Here is a 26,776-nt window from a genome sequence, read left to right as displayed (position 1 = left end):
TGGAACTTGCGGGCGATAAAAATAATGAAAACCCTAAATACCCAAGTCGCCATTATCGGCGCCGGTCCGTCCGGACTGTTGCTCGGTCAGCTGCTGCACAACGCCGGCATCCAGACCTTGATCCTTGAGCGTCAGAGCGCCGATTACGTGGCGGGACGCATCCGCGCCGGGGTGCTGGAGCAGGGCATGGTTGACCTGCTGCGCGAGGCCGGCGTGAGCCAGCGCATGGATCGCGAAGGCATGGTGCACGACGGCTTCGCGCTGGCGCTCGACGGTCAACTGACCCCTATCGATCTCAAGGCGTTGACCGGCGGCCAATCGGTGATGGTTTATGGCCAGACCGAAGTCACCCGCGACCTGATGGCCGCGCGCGCGGAAGCGGGCGCCACCACCCTGTATGAAGTGCGCGACGTACAGCCCCATGACCTCAAAAGTGATCGACCCTGGCTTACCTTCGAACACCAGGGCCAAGCGTTTCGGCTGGAGTGCGATTACATCGCCGGTTGCGACGGTTTTCACGGCGTGGCACGTCAGTCGATTCCGCCTGAATCATTGAACATCTTTGAACGGGTCTACCCCTTCGGTTGGCTGGGCATCCTCGCCGACACACCGCCGGTGCACGAGGAACTGGTGTACGCCAAGCACTCTCGCGGGTTCGCCTTATGCAGCATGCGGTCGCCGACCCGCAGCCGCTATTACCTGCAAGTGCCGGCGGACGAAGACCTGGAGCAATGGTCGGATGCGCGCTTCTGGGAGGAACTCAAACGGCGCTTGCCTGCGGCATTGGCCGAGCAACTGGTTACTGGGCCGTCCATCGAAAAAAGCATCGCCCCGCTGCGCAGCTTTGTGGTGGAACCCATGCAGTACGGGCGCTTGTTCCTGGTCGGCGACGCCGCCCATATCGTGCCGCCCACCGGGGCCAAGGGTTTGAACCTGGCGGCCAGTGACGTGAGTACGTTATTCAGGATCTTGCTTAAGGTTTACCGCGAAGGCCGCGTGGATTTGTTGGAGCGCTATTCCGCCATTTGCCTGCGCCGCGTGTGGAAGGCCGAGCGGTTTTCCTGGTGGATGACCTCCATGCTGCATACATTCGCCGAAGCAGATGGCTTCAGCCAACGCATCGCCCAAAGCGAGTTGGAGTATTTCGTCGGCTCCGAAGCCGGGCGCAAAACCATCGCAGAAAATTACGTCGGACTTCCTTACGAGGCTATTGAATAGCCTGCTATCGTATTGCGCATTGCCGTGGGCGCCTTTCCCACGGCCTTGCTCGAAGGTTCCTGCGTGACTCAGCTTAATCACTCGACCCCACCTGTTCCCGCCGTGCGCAGTATTCTGATTGCGCTGATGATGGCCATCTTTCTTGGCGCCCTCGACCAGACCATAGTTGCGGTGTCCATGCCTGCCATCTCGGCGCGCTTCCACGACGTCAACCTGCTGGCCTGGGTGATTTCCGGCTACATGGTGGCGATGACGGTGGCGGTGCCGATCTACGGCAAGCTCGGCGACCTGTACGGGCGTCGGCCGATGATGCTGATTGGCATGGGGCTGTTCACCCTGGCCTCGCTGTTGTGCGGCATGGCGCAAAGCATGGAACAACTGGTGCTGGCGCGGGTGCTGCAGGGGATCGGCGCCGGGGGCATGATCTCGGTGAGCCAGGCGATCATCGGCGACATCATCCCGCCTCGCGAGCGCGGGCGTTATCAGGGCTATTTCAGCAGCATGTATGCGGTGGCCAGCGTGGCCGGGCCGGTGTTGGGCGGTTACATGACCGAGTACTTGTCGTGGCGCTGGGTGTTTCTGATCAATTTGCCCCTGGGCGCTGGCGCCTGGTATGTGGCCCATCGCACTCTGGTGGGGCTGCCGGTGCCGCAACGCAAGCCGATCATCGATTACCTCGGCACTGTGCTGATGATCGTTGGCCTGACCGCGTTGCTGCTGGGCATCACCGAAATCGGCCAGGGCCATTCGTGGCGTGATTCGCAGGTGTTGGGGCTGCTGGGCGGTGCGCTGGTGGTGCTGACGCTGTTCGTGTGCCATGAACGCCGCGCGCGCGAACCGCTGCTGCCGATGCATCTGTTTGCCAACGCCAGCGCGGTGCTGTGCTGGTGCACGATTTTTTTCACCAGCTTCCAGGCGATTTCCCTGACGGTGCTGATGCCCCTACGCTTTCAGACCGTGACCGGCGCCGGTGCCGACAGCGCCGCTCTGCATCTGCTTCCTCTGGCTATGGGCCTGCCGATCGGTGCTTACTGCGCCGGGCGCCGCACGTCGGTGACCGGGCGCTACAAACCGATGATCCTCAGCGGTGCGCTGTTGAGCCCGCTGGCGATCCTCGGCATGGCCTACAGCGCGCCGCAGGCGGTGGGGTTGACGGCGGTGTTTATGCTGTTGTGCGGGATCGCCGCCGGCATGCAGTTCCCCACCTCCCTGGTGGGCGCGCAGAACTCGGTGGCACAGCTGGATATCGGTGTAGCCACCAGCACCACCAACCTGTTCCGCTCCTTGGGCGGTGCGGTGGGGGTGGCCTGTATGTCGGCGCTGCTACTGGCGTTGCTACAGGATTCCAGTTTCGCTCACCTGGCCAGCGGCGCACTGGTGGCCGAGGGCGCGTCCGGCAACGTGCTGCTCGACGGCCTCAACGCCGCCCCCGGCCCGGCGCAAGACACCCTGCGCGCGGAACTGGCGGTGACGTTCCGGCATTTGCTGATGGTGAGTGCAGCGGTGTCGTTGCTGGGGCTGGCCGCCGCCGTGGCCATGCCTGATCGCATACTGCGCGGGCGTGAGGACAAGGCCAAGTAACGGGAACCCTGAACGACAAACTGTGGGAAGGTTTATTCCCTCCCACACATGCATGCAGTCCAATTCAGATCACGGGCTGTAGTAGCCCACCGCAACCATGAAATGCCCGGCCTTGCGCACATACACATGCTTGTTCTCGATTTTGCCGGTCACCGGGTTTTTCCAGCGGTATTTGTATTCGCCCTGATCCTGCTCCGCCATCATCTTAAGCATCGGTTCGCCCACCGGTTTGCCGTCCGGGTCCTTGACCTTGCTGAAGTCGGTGTTGATCAGCCGCAATGTGGTGCCGTGGGCCACGTAGCGGTGGGTATTGAGGTCGACCACAAACACGTACAGGTCATCCTGTAGAAAACCGCCCTGCAGTGAGTTGATCGCCTTGAGTGTGCCGGTCTCGTCCTTGAGTAACGCGTTCACCGCTTTATTGCGCAGCGCCCGCGCTTGTTCCGGCGTGGCCCTTGGCAGGTAGTAGCCCACCGCCAGGATGCGTTCGCCGACGCGCTGGTAGAACACATGTTTGTGCTCGACCTTGCCGTCGTTCCAGTTCTGCCAACGATAGTCAGCCTGCTGGATGCCCTGGCCTTCCGGCACCTTGAGCGCTTGCTTGAATGACTCACGCAGGTCCGGCCCGAGCACCTCGGACACATCGCGGCCGATCAACGCTGAAGACGGGCCGCCACTGGCCAGCAATACGCCTTTGGTGTCCACCACGAACACATAACGGTCATGGTCGACAAACTCGCCCTGGCGACTGAACGCGGCGAACGCCTTATCGCCATTGCTCTGGTAATAAACCAGGGCTTTTTCCAGCAGCGCCTTGGCCGCCTGGGCGTCTTCATCCCGAGCGGTATCGGCATGCACCTGACTGAAACCCAACAGCAGCAACCAGGTGATGCGCAGCAGTCCCTTCATGAGCCAATCCTCGTTCTTGTTGATGTGAGCACAGCGTAGACGCCTATGGCTCAGGGCGCCGCCAGCCATTGATTGACGATGCCTTGGTACACCCCGGTGGCCACACTCAGGTGCAACCATTGGTCGACATAGCTTTTCCACGCCACGTCATCGCGGGGCAGCAGGAAGGCTTTTTCGCTGTACTGCATCTGCTTGTCCGGGTTGACCGCGCACAGCCCCGGCTTGAGTTTCTGCTGGAAGCGCGCCTCGCTGGCATCGGTGATCATCACGTCGGCCTTGCCCGCCAGCAACTCGTCGAAAATCGTCACGTTGTCATGCAGGCGAATCTGCGCTTTGCCCAAATGCGTGCGGGCGAACACTTCGTTGGTCCCGCCCGCCGGTTCGATCACCCGCACCTGGGGCTGGTTGATCTGCTCGACGCTCTGGTAACGCTGCACGTCGGCGCAGCGCACCAGCGGGATCTTGCCGTCGACCCCGAGGGACTGGCTGAAAAAGGCTTTTTTCTGGCGCTCCAACGACACTGAAATGCCGCCCACCGCGATATCGCAGCGTTGGGCCAGGAAGTCTGGCATCAGGGTTTTCCAAGTGGTGGGCACCCATTGGATCTTGGCGTTGAGGCTCTTGGCCAGGGATTCGGCCATGGCAATGTCGATGCCTTCGTAGCCGCCATCGGCGCGCAGGGAGGTGTAGGGCTTGTAGTCGCCGGTGGTGCACACGCTGAGGGTGCCACGCTGCAACACTTCATCGAGGCGCGACGGGGCGGTGTCGGCCAGAGCCGGCGCGGCGAGGCTGGCCAATACACCGAGGGCTAATAGAGCTTTCATGCAGTCGCGTCCTTGGGGCGGGGTCGGGCGGCCATTATTTCCAGCGCGGGGCAGGGTGGCAAGGCGTGACGATTGTTTAGCCGGGCTGCAACCATACTCCGCCAACCGTGAATTTAACCGGCGCTCGCGGCATGTGAGGCTGGCGCGCATCCCACCAGTGTGATTCGCCCATGGCCGCTTCCCCCGACGCCCACCTCGCGACACTGCCGTCTGCGCTGGCGTTCTGGGCGCTGTTCCATTGCCGCCACGCGCGCCCGCCGGATACCGCTCTCCTACGTTGATTGGCCCATTGGATGACGCACGCCTGTGCCCATCTGCCCGGCGGCGCCCGCGCGCCTGCCAGACCCCTACGTATGAGAGCCCCCATGAGTGTTTTCGCCAGCCTGCACGAAGCCCAGTCCTTTCTTGAACACAACCCGGACATCGAACTGTTCGAGCTATTTATTCTCGACAACAACGGTGTGCCCCGCGGCAAGCTGCTGCACCGCGATGAACTGCTGGCGGTGTATGAAAGCGGCCGCCCGCTGCCCAGTACCATCCTCGGCCTGACCATCAACGGCGACGACGTGGAAAACTCCGGGCTGGTTTGGGAGGTCGGCGATATCGACTGCCGCGCCTACCCGATCAGCGGCAGTTTGCAGCGTATGCCGTGGCGGTTGATCCCCACGGCGGCGGTGCAGGTCAGCATGCACCCCAGCGAAGGCCTGCCCGCCACCGTGGCCGACCCGCGCCAGGTGCTGGCCAAGGTGATCGACGCACTCAAGGCCGACGGCTATTACCCGGTGATGGCTGCCGAGCTGGAGTTCTACCTGCTCGATCAGAAACCCGACAGTCATGGCCGCCCGCAACCGGCGCTGGATCAGGACGGCGGCCGGCCGCGCGCGACCCAGGTCTACGGCCTGCGGGAACTGGAGCAGATCGAACCCTTCCTCGCCGACCTCTACAGCGCCTGCAAACTGCAAGGTATTCCGGCGCGCACGGCGATTTCCGAATATGCTCCGGGGCAGGTCGAGATCACCCTGGAGCACCGCTCCGACGCTCTGCAAGCCATGGACGAAGCGGTGCGCTACAAGCGCCTGGTCAAGGGTGTGGCACACAAACACGGCATGACCGCCTGTTTTATGGCTAAACCGTTCGACGACCTGGCAGGCACCGGGCTGCATATGCACGTCAGCCTGGCGGATGCCGAAGGCCGCAATTTATTTGCCAGCGCCGCCGCCGATGGCACGCCGCTGTTGCGCCACGCGGTGGGCGGCATGCTCAGCACCTTGCTGGATTCGCTGCTGATGTTCTGCCCCAACGCCAACTCCTACCGGCGCTTCCAGGCCAACAGCTATGCGCCGTTGGCCGCCACCTGGGGGGTGGACAATCGCACCGTCAGCCTGCGTATTCCCGGCGGGCCAGCGCCCTCGCGGCATATCGAACATCGCATCTGCGGCGCCGACGCCAACCCGTACCTGGCCGCCGCCGCGATCCTGGCCGGCATCCATAGCGGCATTCGTGAGCAGCGCGACCCCGGCGCTCCGGTGGAAGGCAACGGTTACGCCCAGGCCAAAGAGCGGTTGCCCACCGACTGGCTCACCACCCTGCGCGCACTGGAAGGGTCGCATTGGGCGCGGGAAGCGTTCGGGCCTGAGTTTCTCGGCGTGTACCTGGCGGTCAAGCGCGCCGAATACCGCCAGTTCATGGGGCAAGTCGGTGAACAGGATTGGCGCTGGTATTTGCATCAAGCATGACGGGATTAACGGTAGTGTCTTCGACCTTTTTTTCACGTTGCCGCCGTTAAGCTGCCAATCAAGGTCGTTCACTACCGTTTCACCCAGATGAGCCCATAGATGTCGTCACAACCTCCATCCTCCATCGAGATTGAATACGCCGAACGCTGTGGTCGTGAGCACGCCCGTGTCTGCGGCGATACGCGCCCGCCTGGGCTGCGCCGGCGTCTGGTGGCGTGGCGCGACGCCTGGCTGGTGCGCCAGGCGTTGAAAGTGGCCGGCGAGCCGGGGCTGATCCTCGACCTGGCCTGCGGCTCTGGGCGGTTTTGGCCGGTGCTGGCCGAGCACGTCAACCGGGTGATCCTGGCCTCGGATAATTCCCAGGCCATGCTCGACCATGCTCGCACCCACTACCCGGCGTCGTTGCTCAAGCGCGTCAAGACGTTCCAGGGGTCGGCGTTTTCCATTGGCTTGTCGGAAAACGCGGTGGATTGCATCTTCTGCCTGGAATTGTTTCGTCATGTGCCCGACAGCGAAGGGCGCCTGGCGTTGCTGCGCGAGTTTCATCGGGTCAGTCGCGACACCGTGATTGTTTCGGTCAACTCCCGCGCCGTCGTCGAGGCAGAGTTTCGTCAGGCGGGGTTCAACGTGCTGCATCATCAGGAATTCGTGCCGGGCTCGGCGGTATGGCGGGTCTACGTACTGCGTAAGAGATGATAACTCCCATCTGTCGGACTATTCTTCAACTCCTGTCTGAGTTTTCATGATCGGCTGTGCACTGTGGATGCTCGCAAGCCTCTTGCGCGATATATACTGCGCGCCATTCTTCAAGGGAGAGCCGTGTGGCCATCGATATTCACTGGATCTGCGACAACGATAGCCTCGGCCAGCATTGCGCCGAATGGCAGCAGTTGCCATTCGTCGCCCTCGACACCGAATTCATGCGGGTCGATACCTTTTACCCCATTGCCGGGCTGATCCAGATCGGTGATGGCGTTCGCGCCTACCTGATCGATCCCCTGACCATCGACAACTGGCAACCCCTGGCCGCCTTGCTGGAAAACCCAGCCGTGATCAAGGTGGTGCATGCCTGCAGCGAAGACCTCGAAGTACTGCTGCGCCTGACCGGCAGCCTGCCGGTGCCGTTGTTCGACACCCAACTGGCGGCGGCTTACCTGAACCTCGGTTTCTCCATGGGCTATTCGCGTCTGGTGCAAGCCGTGTTGGATATCGAGCTGCCCAAGGGCGAAACCCGCTCGGACTGGCTGCAGCGGCCCTTGTCCGAAACCCAGATCAGCTACGCCGCCGAAGACGCGGTGCACTTGGCCGAGGTCTACACACGCTTGCGCCCACGGCTGTCGGACGACAAATACGCCTGGGTATTGGAGGACGGTGCCGAACTGGTGGCCAACCTGCGCCGCGAAGTCGACCCGTACGAGGTGTACCGCGAAGCCAAGCTGGCGTGGAAACTGTCCCGCGCGCAACTGGCCGTATTGCGTGAGCTGTGCGCCTGGCGCGAGCAACAGGCCCGTGCCCGTGACCTGCCGCGCAACCGCATCATTCGTGAACATTCGCTCTGGCCCCTGGCCAAGTCCCAGCCGGATAACCTCGCCGCCCTGGGCAAGATCGAAGACATGCACCCGCGCACCGTGCGCCAGGACGGCCAGTTCCTGCTGGATCTGATCAAGCGTGCCGGCAGTGTGCCCGCCGATCAATGGCCGCCGGCCATCGCCGAGCCGTTGCCGGTGGACGCCGCCGCGCTGATCAAGCAACTGCGCGCCCTCGGCCAGGCCGAAGCCGAACGCCTGGACATGGCGCCGGAGCTGATGCTGCGCAAGAAAACCCTCGAAGCCCTGGTTAAAAGCGGCTACCCCGATGGGCCTTACCAATTGCCAGACTCGCTGCGTGGCTGGCGCCGCGAGTTGATGGGCCAGGCGCTGCTCGACAGCCTGGCCACTGCCGGAGAACAGCCTTGAAACGTATTTGCTCCATCTACCGCAGCCCCAAACGCGCCGGCATGTACCTGTACGTGCTCAAGAGCGATGCCCTCGAACGCGTACCCGAAGGTTTGGTGAGCGTATTCGGCAAACCGGTGCATGCCTTCGACCTGGTGCTGACGCCCGAGCGCAAGCTGCAACAGGAAGACATCCACCAGGTACTGGAAAACCTCGACAAGCAGGGCTACCACCTGCAAATGCCGCCGGCCGAGGACGAGTACATCGAACACTTGCCCGAAGAGCTGCTGCGTCGCAATGACCCGATGTGATCGGTAGGTGCCCTGTCCGGGGCACATTTTCAATGAAATCGTATGAGTTGGCGGTGGCCGTAAGGATGCGGGCGGCCGTCTGCACTGTTTTTGAAAGGTTTGAACCATGCGTGTTCTGATTGCTGAACAGGATCACCCGCTCTATGCGCGACTGCTGCGCGAAGCCGCGCCGGACCTGGAGGTGCTGACCAGCGGCGACTCCGCCGAGTTATCGCGCCTGGCCGCCGATTGCCCGGTGTGGCTGGGCCAGCCGGACCTGCTGGCGACGCTGTTGCGCCAGGGCCATCAGCCGCAATGGCTGCAATCGACCTGGGCCGGCATCACGCCACTGTTGGCCGATGGCTTGCCGCGCAACTATCGCCTGACCCGTGCGGTAGGCATCTATGGCCAGGTGATGGCCGAGTTTGTGCTCACCTATATGCTTGGCCACGAGCGTGAAGTGCTGGCACGTCTGGTCAGCCAGGTCGAGCGCAAGTGGGACAACCGCATGGGCCAGAGCCTGGCGGGGCGCACGGTGCTGATCGTCGGCTGCGGGGATATCGGCCAAAGCGTGGCGCAGTTTCTGCTGCCGTTCGGCGTCAAGTTGTACGGCATCGCCAGCACTGCGCGGGAGCAGGCGCCGTTTATCGAAGTGGCCGGCCTGGACCAACTGGGGCGCTTGGTGGGGGAGGCCGACTACGTGATCAACCTGCTGCCGAACACGCCCAACACCCACGACCTGTACGACGCGGCGCTGTTCAAGCAATTCAAGCCGACCGGGCTGTTTATCAACGTCGGGCGCGGCGTGGCGGTGGTCGATGCCGACCTGGTCGAAGCCCTCAAGGAAGGGCATCTGGCGGGTGCGGTGATCGATGTATGCCGCCAGGAGCCGTTGCCGCAGCGCCATCCGTTCTGGACCGCCTGGGGCCTATTGTTGACCGGGCACAGTTCGGCGCCGACCTCGCCGCCGATGATGGTGGATTTGTTTATCGAAAATTTACGCGCGTATCAGGCCAGTGGGCCCTTGCGCGGCACCGTGAGTTTCGACCGCGGCTATTGAATACACAGGGTCGCGGCCGTTCGGCCATGCGGCGGTCGAGGGTGGGGCTCACGGAGTTTAAAAACGTCTGCTCACACTCAGTCGATTTCGCCGTTTATCGCCCTGTGTGAGGCTGGCGCTCTTTGCCAAAAAGAGTGCCCGCCCATGCTCAGTTCCGGTGCTGTTTCCTCATCTTCTGGCGTTACTCCGTTATTCCCCGCGCCGGCTGCCGACGCGGTCATTCCCCCGTCCCAGGTACCGGCGGCGTTGCCCACCGCTAATGCTCACCTGCGCACGGCGTTGGGCGACCGGCATAACTGGAAAGTCCTCGGGCAACAGCTCGCAGCCATGGCGACCCGGCTTGGCCCGGCGGCCACGCCACAGGCTGTGCAGGCTGCGTTGCGGCAGACACGGATGGACCTGCATCCCGACTCCTCAAGCCTTGCGCAGCTCGGTGCCGCCCCAACACTTGAGGCTTTTATCCAGGCCAACGGTCTGCGCCTGCCGGCCAGGTTCTTTCACCTGACAAGCCTGGCGGACGCGGTCAGCGAGCGCGCCCTGGCGCATCCCTTGGGTAATTTCGGCGGTGGCCTGTCCTGGCCTGTCGCGCTGACGAGCGATGCACAGCGCAAATTGCTGCGCGCCGCCACCGACTATGCCGCGCGTCACCCGAATAATCCCCAGACGGGCCCCAGTGCAGGGGTGCTGGAGTACCTCAACGGCAACCGTCCGCTCCCCAGCGATGCCGCCGACGATCCGGCGAAGGCGTTGCAAATGCTGGTCGGTTCCGCCCGTGGCCAGGCACTGGGCCAGGCCATGCAGCAACAGTTGAATGGCATCGCCACCGACACCAGCGTCAACGATTACACGCTGGCGGCCATCAACGTGGTGCTCGATCCCCAATCGGTCGCCGCACCTCGTCGCAATACAGTCGCAGGCTTCGATTTGGCTCTGCCGCGCTACTGGGGCAGGCCCATCGCCGAGATACGCGCCGGGCTGAAGCAGCATTTGGTGGACAGCGGCCAGACCAGCGCCGGCATGGCCAATGTGGGCGCCTACGCGCTACTGGCCCGCACCGCCCCGCAGCTTCTGGTCAAGGATCTGCCTGACAACGTGACCTTTGGCAGTCCGGCCTGGGTCAGCCTGTCGATTGCGGCGGCGGCCATTGAGGCCCAGGCGCCGGGGTCGGTGCCGAATATGACGTTTGCCCAGGTCATGCTCCAGGCCAAGCGTGCCGCCATGACCGATCCGCTAGTCACCCAACACGCCCAGAGCGCCGCTTTGCTGGATTGGGGCGTGGTCAACGGCGTGGTGTCGGTCAAACCCGACGAGCGCTACACCCCAGCCGAGATCGAGCGGGTCAGAACCGCTTTCAATCGCCAGTTGGATGAGCGTGTGCAGGCTTCCAGCCTGGTGGAAACCGAGCTGCCGAACCGCAAGGAGATTGCGTTGGCCAAGCTCAAGGAGCGGTTCGGCGAGGGCCTGCCCTTCGAGGCCAAGCGCCTGAGCGTCAAAGACCCGAGGCCCGGATTCGACCAGCCACTGTACGACCCGAACCGCGCGCCAGCGGGGCTGCATTCGATGCTCGATATTGCCATGGGCGGGTTGCACAACTATGCCTGGGAAACCCGCGACCCACGCCTGAGCAAGGCGATCAAGGGCAAGTCCCTGAAGCTGGACGCCCATGGGGTTTTCAATAACCAACTCAACCAGGCAATCGCTGCGCGCAAGCAGGGCATAGGCACGACCATCAAACACCTGGTGGCGCAATTGCCGTTGGCTGATCGACAAAACCTCGAATATGGAAAACTCGAATTTTTCCAGAACCATACATACGCGCTGGGGCTGGGCTTGACCGGCAGGACCCTGGAGCACAAGAACCCCACGCTACTGATCAAGGCCACCCGGCCCCATGGCGTCAGCGTTTACGCCCTGGATCTGAAGCAAGGCGCTATTCGAACGATGCCGGCTTCGTTGCTGACCCGCGAGCGTGAGCGCGAGGCCAACCGGGTCTTCCCTATCGAACCCTTCACACCGCGGCATAACAGCGGTGCTGCGCCGAATCGGATAGAGCAGACCGTTCCGTCAAGTTTTGAGAGTGCGCGAACACAGTTCATCGCCGACGCCTTTGTCGAACATTTGGATATCGACAATGACGAAGCGGTCAAGCAGGCCAAGGGCGTCACGACCTACGATCGGCAGATGGAGAACGAATGGAAGCTGGCGGATTTTTTCCTGAATCTGCTGCCGCTCCGGTCGGCGATCGGCAATTTTAAGCAGGGCAATTACCTGGATGGCGCATTGGACCTGGGTATGGATGTCTTCGGTTTTGTCACCGCCGGCGCAGGGGCCTCAACCAGGTTGGCGAAAGTGGGCGCCACGGCGGCGTCTGCTGGGGTCAAGGCGTTGAAGGTGGCCAGGATCATCGGCACTACCGCAATCGGTGCATTCAACCCGGCCAGTGGCCTGGGCGATTTGATCGGTCAAGGCGCGGGTTTGATCCGTCGGGGTGGCAGTTACCTGCTGGGCAAGGCGTTGAGCGGGGTCAATCAGCTCAAGGGCGCCGCCGGCAGCTATGACCTGTTGAAGACGGTCAGCAAGCAGTACGACGCAGCGGCAACCGGCACGTTCAAGGTGGCGGGCCAGGCAGTCGAGGGGGGCGCGGTACTTAATAACGGTCGTTGGTATGCCTTTGATGTCGACCACCTGCGCCCATATGGGCCCCCGCTGGAGGAGTTCACCGCGCAGACCAAAGCGGTAGGCGGGGCCTTGACCACCGTAAGACGCGATCCGGGTAGCGAGCTGAGTAACCTAGCCCTGAGGCAGTACAGCGTGCCCGAGTCCAGGATTGCCGGGCTTACGCGCAACAGTCGAGGGGTTTATACGGGAGCGGATGGCCATCTGTCCTTTATCCGCCAAACCGACAGCACCGGTGCAACCGCTGTGTATGAGGTTCGGCAAGTCACCCGTACCCAAGACGGTGCGGTGCAGGCGAGGATTTACCACAACAATCGCCAGACGCCGGTGATGGTGCAGCATGTCGAAGGCGACCTGTGGCTGCGGCTGGGGGCTCGCGGCGGTAATCCACCTACGGTTGCCGAGGATCTCGGGCCCATCATCGGCGCAGGTGGCGAAGGCACAATTTACGAAAGCCTTGACGGCAAGAGTGTCTATAAAGAGTTCGTTGATCCCGTCCGTGGCTATATCCCCAGTTATGTGCAGATAGAAACTGACTGCCTGAACACCTATTACGGCGCTGGCTTTGCAACGGCGATTATCGAAGGCGAGCAGGCCTATATAAAAATGGGCAAGTTGGATGGCGTTGCGCTCAGCACCGTCGGCGGCCGCAGCTTGCCGCCGCAGGCCAGAACCTTACTGGAGGACGCACTGCGGCGAATGGAGGAAAAAGGCATCTATCACCAGGACTTGCAGCTCAAGAACTTCCTGTATTCGGCCCGCGATAAAGTGGTGTATCCGGTGGATATCCAATCGATGCCGGCGGAGTTCGTAGTCGGCCCCGTTCTGGATGCCTACAACGACATGAAGAGCACCTTGCTTTGGCAGTTCAGTGGGTTGATTGGCTCATGACACGACGGGGGCGGGCGTAGGTTTGAGCCCAGGTGGCGTCACAGCACGCCCTGCCGTTGAGCGGCAGGGCGTACGGGCTTACAGGCTGAAATCACCTTCGGATACCAACTCGCTCAACGGCCGGCGCGGGCTCGGCAGTTCGCGGCCTTGCAGGTATTCCGGCAGGCTCGATTTGTCGCCCAGCTTGCCCACGGCCACCGCCGCATGCAGTGCGTACCCCTGGGGAATCTTCAACTCTTTACGGGTCAGTTCCTGATCGAAACCGGCCATGCCATGGGTGTACCAACCGCTGAGGCTGGCTTGCAGTGCCAGATGGCCCCAGGCCGAGCCGGTGTCGAAGGTGTGCCACAGCGCCGGGGTTTCCTCGCTGGCGCCAGGGGCAATGAAGTCGGTTTTCGAGGCGATGATCACCAGGGCCGAGGCATGCTGTGCCCAGCCGCGATTGAATTCATTGAGCAGGCCCAGAAAGCGCTCCCAGTCCGGCGTGTCGCGGCGTGCGTAGAGAAAGCGCCACGGTTGGGAGTTGTAGGCTGATGGCGCCCAGCGTGCGGCCTCGAAGAAACTCAGCAAGGTCTCCTTCGGGATGCTCTCGCCGGTAAACGCGCGGGGCGACCAGCGTTCGGTGAACTGGGGATGGATCGGGTAGTCGGCAACGCGGGTCATGGGCGGGCTCCTGATGGTCAATTCGGCGCTCCAAGCTACTGCGCGCCCGCTAGACTGACAAGTCTTGCAACACCGCCAGTCGTAAGCGCTTGGCCCCGAGGGGCGAGGGCACTAGACTGGCGGCCTTTTCACAGACCGATACCGATGCAGACCCATGGCCGCCAAAGTCGAACCCTTCTGGATACGCAAAACCCTCGATCAACTCGACCAGGAGGAATGGGAGTCGTTGTGCGACGGCTGTGGCTTGTGCTGCCTGCAAAAGCTTGAAGACGAAGATGACAACAGCGTTTATTACACGCGCATCGCCTGCAAGTTGCTGGACCTGAAAACCTGCCAGTGCACTGACTACCCCAACCGCCGCGCCTCGGTGCCGGACTGTATCCAACTCACGCCAGGCCAGGCCGACCAGTTCAAGTGGCTGCCGCCCACCTGCGGCTATCGCCTGGTGAGTGAGCGCAAGGATTTGCCGCTTTGGCACCATCTCGTCTGCGGTGACCGCGACGCCGTGCACCATGAACGTATTTCCCAGTCCGGGCGCATGCTCAGCGAAGGCAGCGTGCCCGAAGACGACTGGGAGGATTACCTGATTTTCCGCGCTGGCTGAGGGGAGTGTGTATGACAGTTGCAGCCAAGTGGGCGGCAGGTCTGGTGATGCTGGCCATCAGCGGCGCGGCGTGGAGCGCCAGGAAAGTCGACCTGGACTACCACGTCAAACTGCTGCCGCAGACCGAACAGGCCGAGGTGCGTATCAGCCTGTCCCAGGGCTCGGCAGTGCGCAGTCTGGATTTCGATTTGGGCAGCGGCGGCGACTACAGCGACTTCAAGGCTGAAGGGCAGTGGAAAGTCACTGGTCACCGTGGCCTGTGGCAGCCCGGCGCGGACAAAGCCAGCCTGACCTACCGGGTCCGCCTTACGCATACACGCAAGCCGGGTGTGTATGACACGCGGCTCACGCCGAGCTGGGCGGTGTTTCGCGGCGAGGATCTGGTGCCGCCCGCGCGGCTCGATCAGCAGGACGGGGTTGAGTTGATCTCGCGCCTGGTATTCGACCTGCCGGCCGCCTGGAAGAGCGTCGAAACCGCCTGGCCACGGATCGGTAAGAATAAATTCCGTATCGACAATGTCTCGCGCCTGTTCGACCGTCCCACTGGCTGGATGCTCGCCGGCAACCTGGGCAGTCGTCGCGTGCGCCTGGGGGAGACCGACGTCACCGTGGCGTCACCAAAGGGGCAGGCCATGCGGCGCATGGATGTGCTGACGCTGCTGACTTTTGTCTGGCCGCAGGTGGAAGCGGCATTCCCGCGCCACCCGGCGAAACTGCTGGTGGTGGGCGCCAGTGATCCGATGCGCCGAGGTGCATTCGCGGCGCGTGACTCGATCTTTCTCAACAGCCGCACGCCGTTGGTCAGCGAAAACGGCAGCAGCCCGTTGTTGCGCGAGGTGGTGCAGGCGGTTGGTCGCTTCAATGACCATGACACCAGCGACTGGATCAGCGAAGGGTTGGCGGAGTTTTACGCCATCGAATTGCTGCGCCGTGGCGGTGGTATCACCGATGAGCGCTACGCGGCGATTCAGGCGCGGCTGACCAAGGAAGGCAAGGACGTGACCAGCCTGCGCGGCGACCATGTCAGCGGTGCGACGGTTTCCCGGGCGGTACTGGTGATGCAAGAGCTGGATCGCGAGATCCGCGTGAAAACCCACAACAAGCGCTCACTGGATGACTTGGCACAGGCAGTAATGCGCGCCGATAGCATCACCACTGCGGAATTTGTGCAGTTGGCCGACAGCATCATCGGCGAATCGTCGGTAGTGCTCGACTCCAAGCTTTTACGCTGATCCTCAGCCCTGCACGCACAGATTTAACTGTGGGAGTGGGCAATGCTCCTCCCACAGTTAAATCTCCACGACGTCGAAACGCTGTATCAGTCGGCAGTCTTAACTGCTTTCTCCGCCGCCACTTCGGCACGGGTCTTGAGGTTCTTCAACTCTTCACCGGCGCGCTCGATCTTTGTGCGCACGGCGTTCATTTCCTGGCGGCCTTGTTCCAGTTTGTCCTTGAGCGAGCTGTGCCCGGTGAAGCCGCGCGCCAGGGCGACGCCGCCGATTGCCACTTGGATCAGGCCGAAAATCCCGCCGCGGCGCAGGCCTTTGCCGACCATCACGACGCCACCGGCCACGGAGCCGATGCGCTCCCAGCCGTGTACGTTCTGGGTGGGCTGAGTCTGGAACGGCGTGTGTTCGATGACAGGGCGCAAGGTTTTGCTGTCGCTCATGATCTCTCTCCAACAAGGGCAAGTGTCTGCAACTGACTGCTCGCAGACGCTGGATGTTCCGAAAAAATCAGTACTTGGGGCCCGAACGGGTGTTGTTGCCCTTGGCCAAGCGGTCGTACAGCACCACGTTGACCGTGGCGGCGAGGTTCATGCAGCCGGTGGTGGGGATGTACACCACGTCTTCGCACCAGTCGCGGATGTCTTTATCCAGGGAGCCGTCTTCCGGGCCGAAGATATACAGCGCGCGGTCGGGATGGGTGTACTCCGGCAACGGGCGGGCGCCGTCCACCAGTTCCACGGCCACCGGAATGCAGCCCAGCGGCAGGATTTTTTTCAGGTCATCGATGCCGATCAGCGGGATGTCGTGATGGACCTTCTTGGTGTCGGTGATGAAGTCCCGGGCGCGCTCGTAACGCACGCCGGTGTAAAACACCGAAGCCACGCCATAGCAGCCGGCGGCACGCATCACCGAACCGACGTTTTCGGGGGATTTGGGGTTATACAGACCGATGCAGCTGTAGCGTTTATTGCCCACGGGGAAGGGTGCCTTGAAGAAAAGCGGTGATTATACGGCTTGGAGGGCATGTATTGCTTGGGCCCGCGTTATCGGGGGCAAGCGCCCTCCCACATTTCGCTTGTGAGCCCGCTAGAAATGTGGGAAGCGGGAGGGAACAGGCGACGGCAATGTTCAGTCGTCTTTCTTCATCAAGCCCGCCAATGCCGCGAACGGGTTGTGGGTGGCCTTGGCAATCGTCGGGCTGCTGGTCGAGCCTTCGCCGAAGTACTGCTGGTCGGTATAACGCGAGTGTTCGTTGTCGTGGCAATACAGGCACAGCAATTCCCAGTTGGAACCGTCCTGGGGATTGTCATCATGGTTGTGGTTGCGGTGGTGTACCGTCAGTTCACTCAGGCGCTTGCCGGAGAATTCGCGGGCGCAGCGGCCGCATACGTGGGGGTACATCTTCAGCGCTTTGTCGCGGTAGCCCATTTCACGGTCGCGCTGGGCATCGGCGAGGATGCGGTCCAGCTTGGCGGTGTGGGAGGGCGGGTTAGTCGAGCTCATCATGGCTCCTGGCTATTAGGTGGGTCACGGATAGGGTTGATTCTAGCTGCTTGAGGGCAGTCACTGCACCTGGCACCGATAGACCGCTATCGGGGGCAAGCCCCAACCACAAGGGGATTCAGCCCTTAAGCTTTTCCGCAATCCAGATGGTATGCCGCGTGCCTTTGTTGCCATGGGCGAACACCTGCACTTCCTCGGCCTTGAAGCCGGCCTTGCGCAGTTTATCGCTGAACAGCTTATCCGCACTGGCCGACCACACCGCCAGCACCCCCTTGGGGCGCAGCGCCTTGGCGCAGGCGGCCAGGCCACCGGCGGAATACAGCCAGCTATTGGCCTTTTGCGTCAGGCCTTCGGGGCCGTTGTCGACGTCGAGCATGATCGCGTCAAACCCTTGGGGCTCGGCCTGCAGTACCTTGGCCACGTCTTCCTGGCGGATCACCGTGCGTGGGTCCAGCAATGGCCGGCCGGATTTTTCCCCCAGCGGTCCACGGTTCCATTCCACGACCCCAGGCACCAGTTCGGCCACCACCACTTCGGCATTTTTGCCCAGATGCTTGAGGGCCGAGGCCAGGGTGAAGCCCATGCCCAGACCGCCGATCAACACCCGCGAGTTCGGGCGGCCGGCAACTTTGCGGCAGGGGATCTCGGCCAGCGCGTCCTCGGAACCGTGCATGCGCGTGTTCATCAACTGGCCACCGTCGCCGCCCTGGATCTTGATGACAAAATCCTCGCCGTATTCGAACAGGCACAAGGCACCGCCGTTGTCAGGGATTGGGGTGGTGTCCAGCAGAACGAAACGTTTCATGGAAATCTCATTGGGAAGGGCATTCTTGCGCGGTTGGGAGTAGCCTTACGACATTCCGGTCAGGCCATGGAGCCATCGATGAAGTGCAGCATTCTAACGGTCATTGTGTTGAGCGCGCTCGCATTGGGTGCGGCGCAGGCTCAGGAGTTGCAAACCGTACCGGTCGCCCCCGCGCCAACTCCCGGCGCACCGGGCACGCCAACGCCCACCCTGTATCCCCAGGTCACCCCGCCGGTGGTGCCCAAGACCAACGGCTCGCCGCCCCTGGCGCCCATCGTCTTGCCCGCACCGCCAAAAGACCAGACAGTGCCCGGTTTGCAGCAGAACGACAGTAAACCCAAGACACCCGGCGGCTAGAACTGCTGCGATAGCAGTTGCCCGTCAGCCATGCGCAGGCGCTTGGACAAGGCAATCGCAATCGCGCGGATAATCTTGGCAGCGACCCGTGGCGCTTCGTTGAGCATTTTCTCCAGGGAGTCCTTGCCCAGGTTCAACAGCACGCAAGCACTGGCGGCCACGCAACTGGCCGAGCGTCGCTCGCCGTCGAGCACCGCCATCTCGCCAAAGGCCCGGCCGCTGCGCAGGGTGGCGATGGTCACGGGTTGGCCGTCGTGATGAGCCTTCTGCACCGCCACTTGGCCGCTGTGGAGGATGCACATGAAGGTGCCCGCATCGCCTTCGAGAAAGATCACCTCGCCCTGGGCAATGGTGCTGATGTTGAAGTAGCCGGCAGCGATATGAAAATCCTCCGGCAACAAAGGATCGAACAATCCGCAGTCCATGAGCATGTCGCGGATTTCATTATTGAGTTGTGTCGGTGGTGGCATGGCAGCAATTGGGTCCATCAAAACAGGGGCGGTCCTGTGTTCAGACCGAACCGCCGCACTAAGTTCCTAAATCAACCCGAGCGCCTTGAACACAAATGCATATTCGAGCGCTACGTCACGTAATCCCTGATAGCGACCGCTCATTCCACCGTGACCGGCGCCCAGTTCGGTCTTGAGCAATAGCAGGTTGTCGTCGGTCTTGGTGTCGCGCAGCTTGGCCACCCACTTGGCCGCTTCCCAGTACTGCACGCGACTGTCGTTGTAGCCGGCAATCACCAGCATGGCCGGGTAAGCCTGGGCGCGGACGTTTTCGTACGGCGCGTAGGCTTTGATGCGTGCGTAGACATCCGGGTCTTCGGGGTTGCCCCATTCGTCGTATTCGGTGACGGTCAGCGGCAGTTCCGGGTCGAGCATGGTGTTCAGCACATCCACGAACGGCACTTCGGCAATCGCCGCCTGGAACAGCTCGGGACGTTGGTTGAGTACCGCGCCGATCAACAAACCGCCGGCACTGCCGCCGCTGATGACCAGTTGCTTGGACGTGGTCAGGCCCTGGGCGATCAAGTGTTCGGCGCAGGCGATAAAGTCGCTGAAAGTGTTCTGCTTGTGTTCCTGCTTGCCGTTGCGATACCAGGCCTCGCCCAACTCGCCACCGCCGCGCACATGCGCAATGGCAAATGCGACGCCCCGGTCCAACAGGCTCAGGCGCGCATGGGAGAACCACGGGTCCAGGCTCGAACCGTAGGCGCCGTAGCCATACAGGTACAACGGTGTCGGCTTGCCCACCTGATCGCGCTTGACCACCAGGCTGATCGGCACCTGGGTGCCATCGGCCGACGTGGCCCACAGGCGCTGGCTCACATAGTCGTCGGCATTGAACACGCCGAGTACCGGGGTTTCCTTGAGCACCTGTTGCGCGCCACTGGCCAGCTCCAACTGCCGCACTTGGGCCGGACGGTTCAGTGCTTCGTAGCGCAGACGGATGCGGTCGCTGGGAAACTCCAGGCTGTTTTGTACGTAGAGGCTGTACGCGGCGTCGGGCAATTCCACACGGTAGGCCGCCAGGTCCTGGGGATGCACTTCGATCACCGGCAGGCCGCCGATGCGCAGGCTCAGGGTCATGGCGCGGGCGTTCAGGCTCACGCCGTCGAGCATCACGTCGTCGCGGTGCGGGATCAGGTTGTGCCAATCGGCTTCGGTAGGCACGTCGCCGGTGTCGGCGGCGACGAACAGCGCGTAGTTGATGCCGTCGCGGTTGCTGCGGATAAACCAGGTCCACTGGCCATTGAGCTGGCCGTGGTCCACATCGTATTCGTGATCCTCCACCCGAGGCGCCAGGCAGGTGAAGTCCAGGTGCGGCTGGTTGGCGTCCAGCGCCCAGATTTCGCTGGTGGTCTTGCTGCCCAGGGCCAGCAGCAACTGGCGTTCGGAGCTTGAGCGGTAGCAATGCAGGAAGAACCGTCCGTCAGGCTCGTGGAACACTTCCTGCGCCGCCGTGCCATCCAGGCGATAGCGATACAGCTTGTGCGGGCGGTGGGTGTCGTCCAATTCGCCGAAGAACAGGGTCAGGCTGTCGTTGGCCCAGGTCATGCTGCCGTCGCAGTGATCGAATTCCAGTTCGCTGACTTTGTCGGTGGCCAATTCCTTCACGAACAGGGTGTAGATCTCATCGCCACTGGTATCGAGGCTGTAGGCCAGGCGCTGATGGTCGGGGCTGATGCTGAACGCGCCGAGGGAGAAGAAGCCGCCGTTGGCCAGGGCGTTCGGGTCCAGCAACAGTTCTTCGCTGCTGTCATCCACCTGGTTGCTGTCGTCGGCGGGGCGACGGCAGCGGTAGTGGCGCGCATATTCGTCACCGGCGGTGGTGCGCGTGTAATACAGGTACGGGCCCCAGGGGGAGGGCAGGGACAGGTCGGTTTCGAGGATGCGCCCCTTGATCTCGTCGAACAGGCTTTCGCGCAGGGCCGCTTGATCGGCGAGCTGGGCTTGCTGCCAGGCATTTTCCGCTTTGAGGTAATCAAGCACTTCGGCGCTGTCACGCTCTTGCAGCCAGGCGTACGGGTCCTGGCCGCGGGCCTTGCGGGCAATCGGGGCGGCAGTGATGTGGGTCGATGACGGCATGGATCACTCTCTGTCTGGCGGAAGGTGGCGGGCATTGCAGCCGTGACACGCAAAAGCCGTTATGATAGCCGTCTGTTTGCCAACCTTGCCATGGACACCATGACCGAGAACGACTATCTGACCGCTTGGGGCCTTTACGCCTTCGCCGCTTTGGGCTGCCTGTTGGTGTGGTGGCGCATGACCCGCTGGATCTGGCGCTGGCTGCGCGAGCCGCTGCAACTGCTGATGGCGGTGCTGTTGTTCAGCCCGACCATTGTCGACCCGGTCAAGACCCAGTTCGCGCCGGCCGTGGCCATTACGGCGATGGACCTGGTGCTCAAGGTCGGCAATAACGCCTGGCGTGCCATCTCCGATTTGTTCATGTACACGATGATCGCGTTCGGCGTGTACCTGGTGTTCGTGCTGATCCGCTGGCCCATCGAGCGTGCCGCCAAGGCGCGCCGCGAGCGCAAGGCCGCCACCGACGCCGCCCTGGCCGCCGAAGACCAGGACGATGACGAACCTTTCCGGCGCCCGGCGCCCGTCAGCGGTATGCGAGTCGAACCGCGTCTTTAACGTTGTAAGCCCTGCAGCGAGAGCCCTGGCATGTGTGAATTATTGGGCATGAGTGCCAACGTCCCCACCGATATCGTGTTCAGCTTTACCGGGCTGATGCAGCGCGGTGGGCGCACCGGGCCGCACCGCGACGGTTGGGGTATCGCGTTCTACGAAGGCCGTGGCCTGCGTCTGTTTCAGGACCCGGCCGCGAGCAGCGAATCGGAAGTCGCCCTGCTGGTGCAGCGTTATCCCATCAAAAGCGAAGTGGTGATTGGCCATATCCGCCAGGCCAATGTCGGCAAGGTGAGCCTGGCCAATACCCACCCGTTCGTGCGCGAATTGTGGGGGCGCAACTGGTGTTTTGCCCATAACGGCCAACTGGCGGATTTTGCCCCGCGAGCCACGTTCTACCGGCCGGTGGGGGATACCGACAGCGAAGCGGCGTTCTGCGATCTGCTCAACCGCGTGCGCGAAGCCTTCCCCGAGCCGGTGGGCATCGAGCAAATGCTGCCGGACCTGATCGCCGCTTGCGCCGAGTACCGCAGCAAAGGCGTCTTCAACTGCCTGCTCAGCGATGGCGACTGGCTGTTCTGCTATTGCTCGACCAAACTGGCCCAGATCACCCGGCGTGCTCCGTTCGGCCCGGCGCGCTTGAAAGATGTCGACGTGATCGTCGATTTTCAGGCCGAAACCACGCCCAACGACGTGGTTACGGTGATTGCCACCGAACCCCTGACCGACAACGAAAACTGGACCCGCTACGAACCGGGTCAATGGAGCCTATGGCGACGCGGAGAATGCGTCAGCCAGGGCATTACCGAGTAAGGACATCGACTATGTTGCTCAGCTATCTGCGGTTGGTGCTGTTTGCCATTGGCCTGTTGGTCGGTGTGCAAGTGCCGGGGTTTATCAGCGATTACGCCAAGCGCGTCGAAGCCCACCTGATCGAGGCCCAGACCAGCCTGCGTGGCTTCGAAACCACGGCGCAGCAGTTCTTCAAGGGGGACATGCACGCCCTGGTCGAGCATTACCGCGCCAGCGATGACCCGGTGTTCCAGAGCGATGCCAGCAGCCTGGGCGCTTTGCTCGATCGCCAAGTGGCGTTGGACAAGCAATTCCAGGCCATGCAGGGCCCCTGGTATATCCGCGCGCTGCAAGTGGCGGTGGCCGCCGACCCGGATATCCGCCAGGAAACCTGGAACGGCTACAGCTACCAGATCCTGCTGACCCCCGAAGCCATGGGCTGGGGCCTGGGTGGGGCGATGCTGTTGTCGTTCGGCCTGGAATGCCTGTACCGCTTGATCGACTGGATCGTGCTGGGCGGCAAGCGCCTGCGCCAGAGCCGGCCGATTGAAGAGCGGGACCTCAAGGGCCTGTAACGCCCATCTCGAGCAAATGTGGAAGGGGGGCTTGCCCCTGATAGCAGTGGATCAGTCAGCCGAACTGTCACTGACGCTATCGCGGGCAAGCCCGCTCCCACATTCGTATCCGGTTTATTCAGTTGCCAGCACCATCCGCTCTTCGCCGACTTCCTCGGCATACCGGGCCACTACTTTCTGGCATAACCCCACGATCTCCTCCACCAACTCCACACCCACGCGCCACGACACCACCACTTGCAGGTTCGGCAAACGTTGTTCCATGGGCAGCATCAGCAGTTCACCGCGGGCCAGTTCTTCGCCGACCAGCACCGGCGGCAGCGCGCCAATCCCGAAGCCGTCGCGCAGCAGGCGAGTGATCGCCGACACTGAGTTCACGCAGTTCATACGCGGCGCAGCAACGCCGTTGGCTTGCATCAGGCGGATCACGTCCTGGTGCGGGTGGGAATTTTTCGAATAAGTGATGATGCGTTCCTGGGCCAGGTCGGCAAGGGAGGCATAGTCACGGTTATAGATCGATTGGCTGGCGACGATCCAGGCCATCGGGTGGCTGCCCAGTTCCAGGCTGCGCACGGTTTCCAGGCGCAGCAGGTCGGTTTGCAGGATCAGATCGAGAAAGCCTTTTTGCAGCTGATCGCTGAGGTTCAGCGCGGTATCGGCGACCAATTCGATTTCCACCAGCGGGAAATGGTCCATCAATTCCGCCACCAACGGGCTGAGCCAGGTGTGGATCACCGTGTCCATGGCACCGATCCGAATCCGTCCGACCTTGCTGCTGGTGGTCTCCAGGGATTGTTTCAAACCTTGCAGGGTCACCATCATCTGCTCGGCATAGTCGAGCACCTTGACGCCTTCCGGGGTCAGGCTCACCCCCCGGGAATCGCGCAGGAACAGCTTCACCCCCAGTTCGCTTTCCAGCACGGCGATGCGGCTGGAGATCGACGCCTGGGTGGTAAAGAGCTTTTCGGCGGTCAGGCGAAAGCTCTTGAGCCTGGCGACCCAAACGAAGGTTTCGAGGAACTTCAAATTCATGGGATCAACTTTTTCTTATGCTTGGATCGGTTTTTATTAGTTGGACGCCGCATGGGGCGAGCGCCAAAAATCGAGTCGTTCCACGATAAGCGGCGTGGGGGTGCCAGGACAAGTTGCGTGTCCGACGGTAAAAATCCCACACTACAAAAAAACAAAGCCTACAGGAGCGACCACCGTGAGCCGCCTGCTACTGAATTGTGATATCGGCGAAAGCTTTGGCAACTGGACCATGGGCCTGGATGCCGAGGTCATGCCGTTCATCGATTGCGCCAACGTGGCCTGCGGGTTTCATGCCGGCGACCCGAGCATCATGCGCAAGACTGTCAGCCTGGCGCTCAAGCATGGCGTGCAAATCGGTGCGCATCCGGCGTACCAGGACCTCCAAGGGTTCGGTCGCCGCTCGATGGCTTACAGCCCTGAAGAAATCCAGGACCTGTTGCACTACCAGATCGGCGCTCTCGATGGCATTTGCCGTGCCCAGGGCGCTCGCGTCAGCTATGTCAAACCCCACGGTGCGTTGTACAACGACATGATGGCCAAACCCGCCCAACTGCGCGCGGTGATGCAGGCCATTGCGGCCTACGATGCCAGCTTGCCGTTGATGCTGCTGGCCACCCGTGATAACAGCGCAGCCCAGGTGATGGGCGACGAATACGGCCTGACCTTGTGGTTCGAAGCGTTCGCCGACCGTGCTTACGACAGCCACGGCCACCTGGTATCGCGCCAACTGCCGGGCGCAGTGCATCACGACGCTGACACCGTGCTCCAGCAAGCCCTGACTATTGCTCGCGGCGAGCCGCTCACCGCCAGCGATGGCAGCGCCCTGGTGTTGCAGGCCAATACCTTGTGCGTCCATGGCGACAACGCCAGTTCCATCGCCGCCGTGCAACGTATCCGCGCGGCGTTGACGTCAGCATGAAGCCACGCATTGAAGTGGTGGCCATCGATTGCCTGATGGTGCGTCTGTTCGACGTGATCGCCGAAGCCAATATGCCGTGGATGCTCGCCGCTACCCAACGTTTGCGCAGCGCTTTCGGCACGGCGTTGGTGGATCTGGTGCCGTCCTATACCACCTTGATGGTGCATTACGACCTCACCGCGTTGAGCCCGGCCGAGGCGCGGCACCGCATCGATCAAGCCCTCGCCGACCTGCAACCCCAGGCCCAGGGCAGCGGCCAGTGCCATGTTTTGCCGGTGTGGTACGACCTGCGCGTCGGCCCGGAACTGAGCGTGCTCAGCCAGCGTAGCGGCTTGACGGTGGACGAGGTAATCCGCCGCCACAGCGCCCACGAATACCAGGTGTTCGCCCTTGGTTTCGCTCCCGGATTCGCCTTTATGGGCTTGGTGGATGAAGCCCTCGCCACTCCGCGCCTGAGCACCCCGCGCAAACGCGTGGCGGCCGGCAGTGTGGGGATCGCCGAGCGGCAGACGGCGGCCTACCCAGTGGTGTCGCCGGGCGGCTGGAACCTGATCGGCCGCACCCCAGCCAAACTCTTCGACCGCGAGCGCGACGGCTACAGCCTGATGCAGCCCGGCGACACGGTTCGTTTCCAGGCGGTGGATCACGCTGAATTTATCCGCTTGGGTGGCGATGACACACCGCTGGAGGCGCAGCCATGAGCCGCTTATCGATCGAGGCCAGCACCCCGCTGTGCCTGTTGCAGGACGCCGGGCGTTTTGGCGTGCGCCACTTGGGCGTCACCCAGGGCGGCGCGCTGGATTGGGTGTCGATGGCGTGGGCCAATTGGCTGCTGGGCAATGCGTTGAACGCAGCGGTGGTGGAAATCACCCTCGGCGGCTTCACCGTAAAGGCCGAGGACTATTGCCTGCTGGCTCTGGCCGGTGCAGACCTGGGGGCGCACATTGACGAGCGCGCCATCAGCCCTGGGCGCAGTATTGTCCTGCAAAAGGGCCAGCGCCTGCGCTTTACCCAACCGTCCGACGGTGCGCGGGCGTACCTGGCGGCGCCGGGCGGGTTTGATGCGCCGACGGTGCTGGGCAGTTGCGCGACGGTGGCCCGTGAAGCACTCGGAGGTGTGGATGGCTTGGGCAACGCACTGGCCGCAGGCGGTCGGTTGAGCTATTCCGGAACCGGCGGTGCCCTGCAGGAGTTGAGTCAGCCGGCGTTGCCAACCGGCGGCCCACTGGACGTGATTGTCGGCGCGCAGATCGGCCAGTTCAGCGGCCAGAGCCTGTTCGATGCGTTCAACACCGACTGGGCCTTGGACAGCCGTGCCGACCGCATGGGCATGCGCCTGCTGGGCACGCCGTTGCAGTATCAGGGGCCGTCGTTGATCTCCGAAGGGATTCCGCTGGGGGCGATCCAAGTGCCGCCGGATGGGCAGCCGATCGTATTGCTCAATGATCGCCAGACTATCGGCGGCTATCCACGGTTGGGCGCGCTGACACCCTTGGCCTTAGCCAGGCTGGCGCAATGTCTGCCGGGGCAGAAAGTACGACTGGCGCCGGTGGTGCAGGAAACGGCGCATCGGCAGCACATCGAGTATTTGCGCCGCTTCCAAACGGCGGGACGGGCTTGCTCCCGATAGAGTTCGGTCAGTCCATTCGTCAGTGACTGCACCACCGGAATCGGGGGCAAGCCCCCTCCCACATTGGATGTCGGTATTAAAAGTATCTGCGCCGCTTCCAACTTTGGGAGGGGGCTTGCCCTCGATGACGGCGCGTCAGTGACAGAGGGGCTAGCAGACTGCTAAAGGGGGCAAGCCCCACCCACATTGGATGTCGGTATTACTTGGAGAAAGCATTTGCGCCGCTTCCAAACTGTGGGAGGGGGCTTGCCCCCGATGACGGCGCGTCAGTGACAGAGGGGCAGGCAGACTGCTAAAGGGGGCAAGCCCCACCCACATTGGATGTCGGTATTACTTGGAGAAAGCAATTGCGCCGCTTCCAAACTGTGGGAGGGGGCTTGCCCCCGATGACGGCGCGTCAGTGACAGA

Annotated in this window: 27 protein-coding genes; 17 read left to right on the top strand and 10 right to left on the bottom strand. The window is 62.5% G+C overall.

The genetic code is table 11. The features are described from left to right. The first annotated feature begins 24 nt into the window (after positions 1 to 24). On the top strand, positions 25 to 1,218 hold the full coding sequence (gene pobA / locus FIV35_RS04780; protein WP_034137377.1) for a 4-hydroxybenzoate 3-monooxygenase: 1,194 nt from the start codon (positions 25 to 27) through the stop codon (positions 1,216 to 1,218). A 63-nt stretch (positions 1,219 to 1,281) separates the two neighbouring features. Beyond that, a complete protein-coding gene (locus tag FIV35_RS04775) occupies positions 1,282 to 2,799 on the top strand; it encodes an MDR family MFS transporter (protein ID WP_052198938.1) in 1,518 nt (505 codons plus the stop codon). 69 nt (positions 2,800 to 2,868) lie between these two features. On the opposite strand, the gene FIV35_RS04770 is transcribed toward FIV35_RS04775, so the two are convergent. Both FIV35_RS04770 and FIV35_RS04765 read right to left on the bottom strand, forming a co-directional pair. Further along, complete coding sequence (locus tag FIV35_RS04770) at positions 2,869 to 3,708, bottom strand: cache domain-containing protein (RefSeq protein ID WP_034096434.1); 840 nt, start codon at positions 3,706 to 3,708, stop codon at positions 2,869 to 2,871. A gap of 50 nt (positions 3,709 to 3,758) precedes the next feature. Beyond that, positions 3,759 to 4,532: a transporter substrate-binding domain-containing protein gene (locus tag FIV35_RS04765; protein ID WP_034137378.1), complete on the bottom strand. Its 774-nt coding sequence runs from the start codon at positions 4,530 to 4,532 to the stop codon at positions 3,759 to 3,761. A 365-nt stretch (positions 4,533 to 4,897) separates the two neighbouring features. Here FIV35_RS04765 and FIV35_RS04760 point away from each other — a divergent pair, with 365 nt between their 5' ends. From FIV35_RS04760 to FIV35_RS04735, 6 genes are all read left to right on the top strand, one after another. Beyond that, positions 4,898 to 6,268 (top strand): glutamine synthetase family protein, encoded by a 1,371-nt coding sequence (locus tag FIV35_RS04760; RefSeq protein ID WP_034137379.1) that lies wholly within the window; start codon positions 4,898 to 4,900, stop codon positions 6,266 to 6,268. 99 nt (positions 6,269 to 6,367) lie between these two features. Further along, positions 6,368 to 6,964, top strand: coding sequence for a class I SAM-dependent methyltransferase (locus tag FIV35_RS04755; RefSeq protein ID WP_034137380.1), 597 nt, complete (start codon positions 6,368 to 6,370; stop codon positions 6,962 to 6,964). A 125-nt stretch (positions 6,965 to 7,089) separates the two neighbouring features. Continuing rightward, the gene (rnd, locus tag FIV35_RS04750; RefSeq protein WP_034096438.1) at positions 7,090 to 8,223 is read left to right on the top strand and encodes a ribonuclease D; all 1,134 of its coding nucleotides are present in this window, start codon (positions 7,090 to 7,092) and stop codon (positions 8,221 to 8,223) included. Continuing rightward, positions 8,220 to 8,513: a YcgL domain-containing protein gene (locus tag FIV35_RS04745; protein ID WP_034096439.1), complete on the top strand. Its 294-nt coding sequence runs from the start codon at positions 8,220 to 8,222 to the stop codon at positions 8,511 to 8,513. The genes rnd and FIV35_RS04745 overlap by 4 nt, the downstream gene beginning before the upstream one ends. Before the next feature lie 106 nt (positions 8,514 to 8,619). Beyond that, positions 8,620 to 9,552 (top strand): D-2-hydroxyacid dehydrogenase, encoded by a 933-nt coding sequence (locus FIV35_RS04740; RefSeq protein WP_034096440.1) that lies wholly within the window; start codon positions 8,620 to 8,622, stop codon positions 9,550 to 9,552. 144 nt (positions 9,553 to 9,696) lie between these two features. Continuing rightward, a complete protein-coding gene (locus FIV35_RS04735) occupies positions 9,697 to 13,119 on the top strand; it encodes an OspG family effector kinase (protein WP_146374943.1) in 3,423 nt (1,140 codons plus the stop codon). A gap of 78 nt (positions 13,120 to 13,197) precedes the next feature. On the opposite strand, the gene FIV35_RS04730 is transcribed toward FIV35_RS04735, so the two are convergent. Beyond that, positions 13,198 to 13,782, bottom strand: a complete 585-nt coding sequence (locus FIV35_RS04730) for a nitroreductase family protein (RefSeq protein WP_034137383.1) — start codon at positions 13,780 to 13,782, stop codon at positions 13,198 to 13,200. Between the two features lie 154 nt (positions 13,783 to 13,936). On the opposite strand from FIV35_RS04730, the gene FIV35_RS04725 reads away from it, so the two are divergent. Both FIV35_RS04725 and FIV35_RS04720 read left to right on the top strand, forming a co-directional pair. Further along, positions 13,937 to 14,386, top strand: coding sequence for a YcgN family cysteine cluster protein (locus FIV35_RS04725; protein WP_034096443.1), 450 nt, complete (start codon positions 13,937 to 13,939; stop codon positions 14,384 to 14,386). An 11-nt stretch (positions 14,387 to 14,397) separates the two neighbouring features. Then, positions 14,398 to 15,618, top strand: coding sequence for a hypothetical protein (locus tag FIV35_RS04720; protein ID WP_034137384.1), 1,221 nt, complete (start codon positions 14,398 to 14,400; stop codon positions 15,616 to 15,618). Between the two features lie 86 nt (positions 15,619 to 15,704). Here the strand turns inward: FIV35_RS04720 and FIV35_RS04715 are convergent, their stop codons facing one another. From FIV35_RS04715 to FIV35_RS04700, 4 genes are all read right to left on the bottom strand, one after another. Further along, positions 15,705 to 16,055 (bottom strand): YgaP family membrane protein, encoded by a 351-nt coding sequence (locus FIV35_RS04715; protein WP_034137385.1) that lies wholly within the window; start codon positions 16,053 to 16,055, stop codon positions 15,705 to 15,707. A gap of 67 nt (positions 16,056 to 16,122) precedes the next feature. Then, positions 16,123 to 16,590, bottom strand: a complete 468-nt coding sequence (locus tag FIV35_RS04710; protein ID WP_034096446.1) for an RNA methyltransferase — start codon at positions 16,588 to 16,590, stop codon at positions 16,123 to 16,125. 153 nt (positions 16,591 to 16,743) lie between these two features. After that, complete coding sequence (locus FIV35_RS04705) at positions 16,744 to 17,118, bottom strand: YajD family HNH nuclease (RefSeq protein WP_025858458.1); 375 nt, start codon at positions 17,116 to 17,118, stop codon at positions 16,744 to 16,746. 118 nt (positions 17,119 to 17,236) lie between these two features. Then, complete coding sequence (locus tag FIV35_RS04700; RefSeq protein WP_034137386.1) at positions 17,237 to 17,923, bottom strand: spermidine synthase; 687 nt, start codon at positions 17,921 to 17,923, stop codon at positions 17,237 to 17,239. Positions 17,924 to 18,001: 78 nt separating this feature from the next. Between FIV35_RS04700 and FIV35_RS04695 the strand changes: the two genes are divergently transcribed. Next, positions 18,002 to 18,280, top strand: a complete 279-nt coding sequence (locus FIV35_RS04695) for a hypothetical protein (protein ID WP_034137387.1) — start codon at positions 18,002 to 18,004, stop codon at positions 18,278 to 18,280. Here the strand turns inward: FIV35_RS04695 and FIV35_RS04690 are convergent. Then, entirely contained in the window at positions 18,277 to 18,750 is a 474-nt protein-coding gene (locus FIV35_RS04690) for a cyclic nucleotide-binding domain-containing protein (protein ID WP_034137485.1), read from the bottom strand. The two genes, FIV35_RS04695 and FIV35_RS04690, sit on opposite strands and share 4 nt — an antisense overlap. Before the next feature lie 66 nt (positions 18,751 to 18,816). Next, positions 18,817 to 20,871, bottom strand: coding sequence for a S9 family peptidase (locus tag FIV35_RS04685; protein ID WP_034137388.1), 2,055 nt, complete (start codon positions 20,869 to 20,871; stop codon positions 18,817 to 18,819). A gap of 24 nt (positions 20,872 to 20,895) precedes the next feature. Here FIV35_RS04685 and FIV35_RS04680 point away from each other — a divergent pair, with 24 nt between their 5' ends. From FIV35_RS04680 to FIV35_RS04670, 3 genes are read left to right on the top strand one after another with little or no spacing between them, the layout of a single operon-like run. Beyond that, positions 20,896 to 21,426, top strand: a complete 531-nt coding sequence (locus tag FIV35_RS04680; RefSeq protein ID WP_034137389.1) for a hypothetical protein — start codon at positions 20,896 to 20,898, stop codon at positions 21,424 to 21,426. A gap of 30 nt (positions 21,427 to 21,456) precedes the next feature. Then, on the top strand, positions 21,457 to 22,233 hold the full coding sequence (locus tag FIV35_RS04675) for a class II glutamine amidotransferase (RefSeq protein WP_034137390.1): 777 nt from the start codon (positions 21,457 to 21,459) through the stop codon (positions 22,231 to 22,233). An 11-nt stretch (positions 22,234 to 22,244) separates the two neighbouring features. Next, positions 22,245 to 22,787 (top strand): DUF2937 family protein, encoded by a 543-nt coding sequence (locus FIV35_RS04670; RefSeq protein ID WP_034096452.1) that lies wholly within the window; start codon positions 22,245 to 22,247, stop codon positions 22,785 to 22,787. Between the two features lie 114 nt (positions 22,788 to 22,901). On the opposite strand, the gene FIV35_RS04665 is transcribed toward FIV35_RS04670, so the two are convergent. Further along, positions 22,902 to 23,819 (bottom strand): LysR family transcriptional regulator, encoded by a 918-nt coding sequence (locus FIV35_RS04665; protein WP_034137391.1) that lies wholly within the window; start codon positions 23,817 to 23,819, stop codon positions 22,902 to 22,904. Positions 23,820 to 23,994: 175 nt separating this feature from the next. Between FIV35_RS04665 and FIV35_RS04660 the strand changes: the two genes are divergently transcribed. From FIV35_RS04660 to FIV35_RS04650, 3 genes are read left to right on the top strand one after another with little or no spacing between them, the layout of a single operon-like run. Continuing rightward, positions 23,995 to 24,738, top strand: a complete 744-nt coding sequence (locus FIV35_RS04660; protein WP_034137392.1) for a 5-oxoprolinase subunit PxpA — start codon at positions 23,995 to 23,997, stop codon at positions 24,736 to 24,738. Next, positions 24,735 to 25,439 carry a 5-oxoprolinase subunit PxpB gene (gene pxpB / locus FIV35_RS04655; protein WP_034137393.1) on the top strand — a complete coding sequence of 235 codons (705 nt, stop codon included), beginning with the start codon at positions 24,735 to 24,737 and terminating at the stop codon, positions 25,437 to 25,439. Before FIV35_RS04660 ends, pxpB begins: the two co-directional genes overlap by 4 nt. Continuing rightward, positions 25,436 to 26,368 carry a 5-oxoprolinase subunit C family protein gene (locus tag FIV35_RS04650; protein WP_034137394.1) on the top strand — a complete coding sequence of 311 codons (933 nt, stop codon included), beginning with the start codon at positions 25,436 to 25,438 and terminating at the stop codon, positions 26,366 to 26,368. The genes pxpB and FIV35_RS04650 overlap by 4 nt, the downstream gene beginning before the upstream one ends. Positions 26,369 to 26,776: the final 408 nt, after the last annotated feature.

It is taken from the genome of Pseudomonas rhodesiae, from assembly GCF_007858255.1.
Taxonomy (GTDB): Bacteria; Pseudomonadota; Gammaproteobacteria; order Pseudomonadales; family Pseudomonadaceae; genus Aquipseudomonas; species Aquipseudomonas rhodesiae.
The sequence above is the reverse complement of the archived record's forward strand: the minus strand, read 5'-3'. Positions and strand labels throughout refer to the sequence as shown.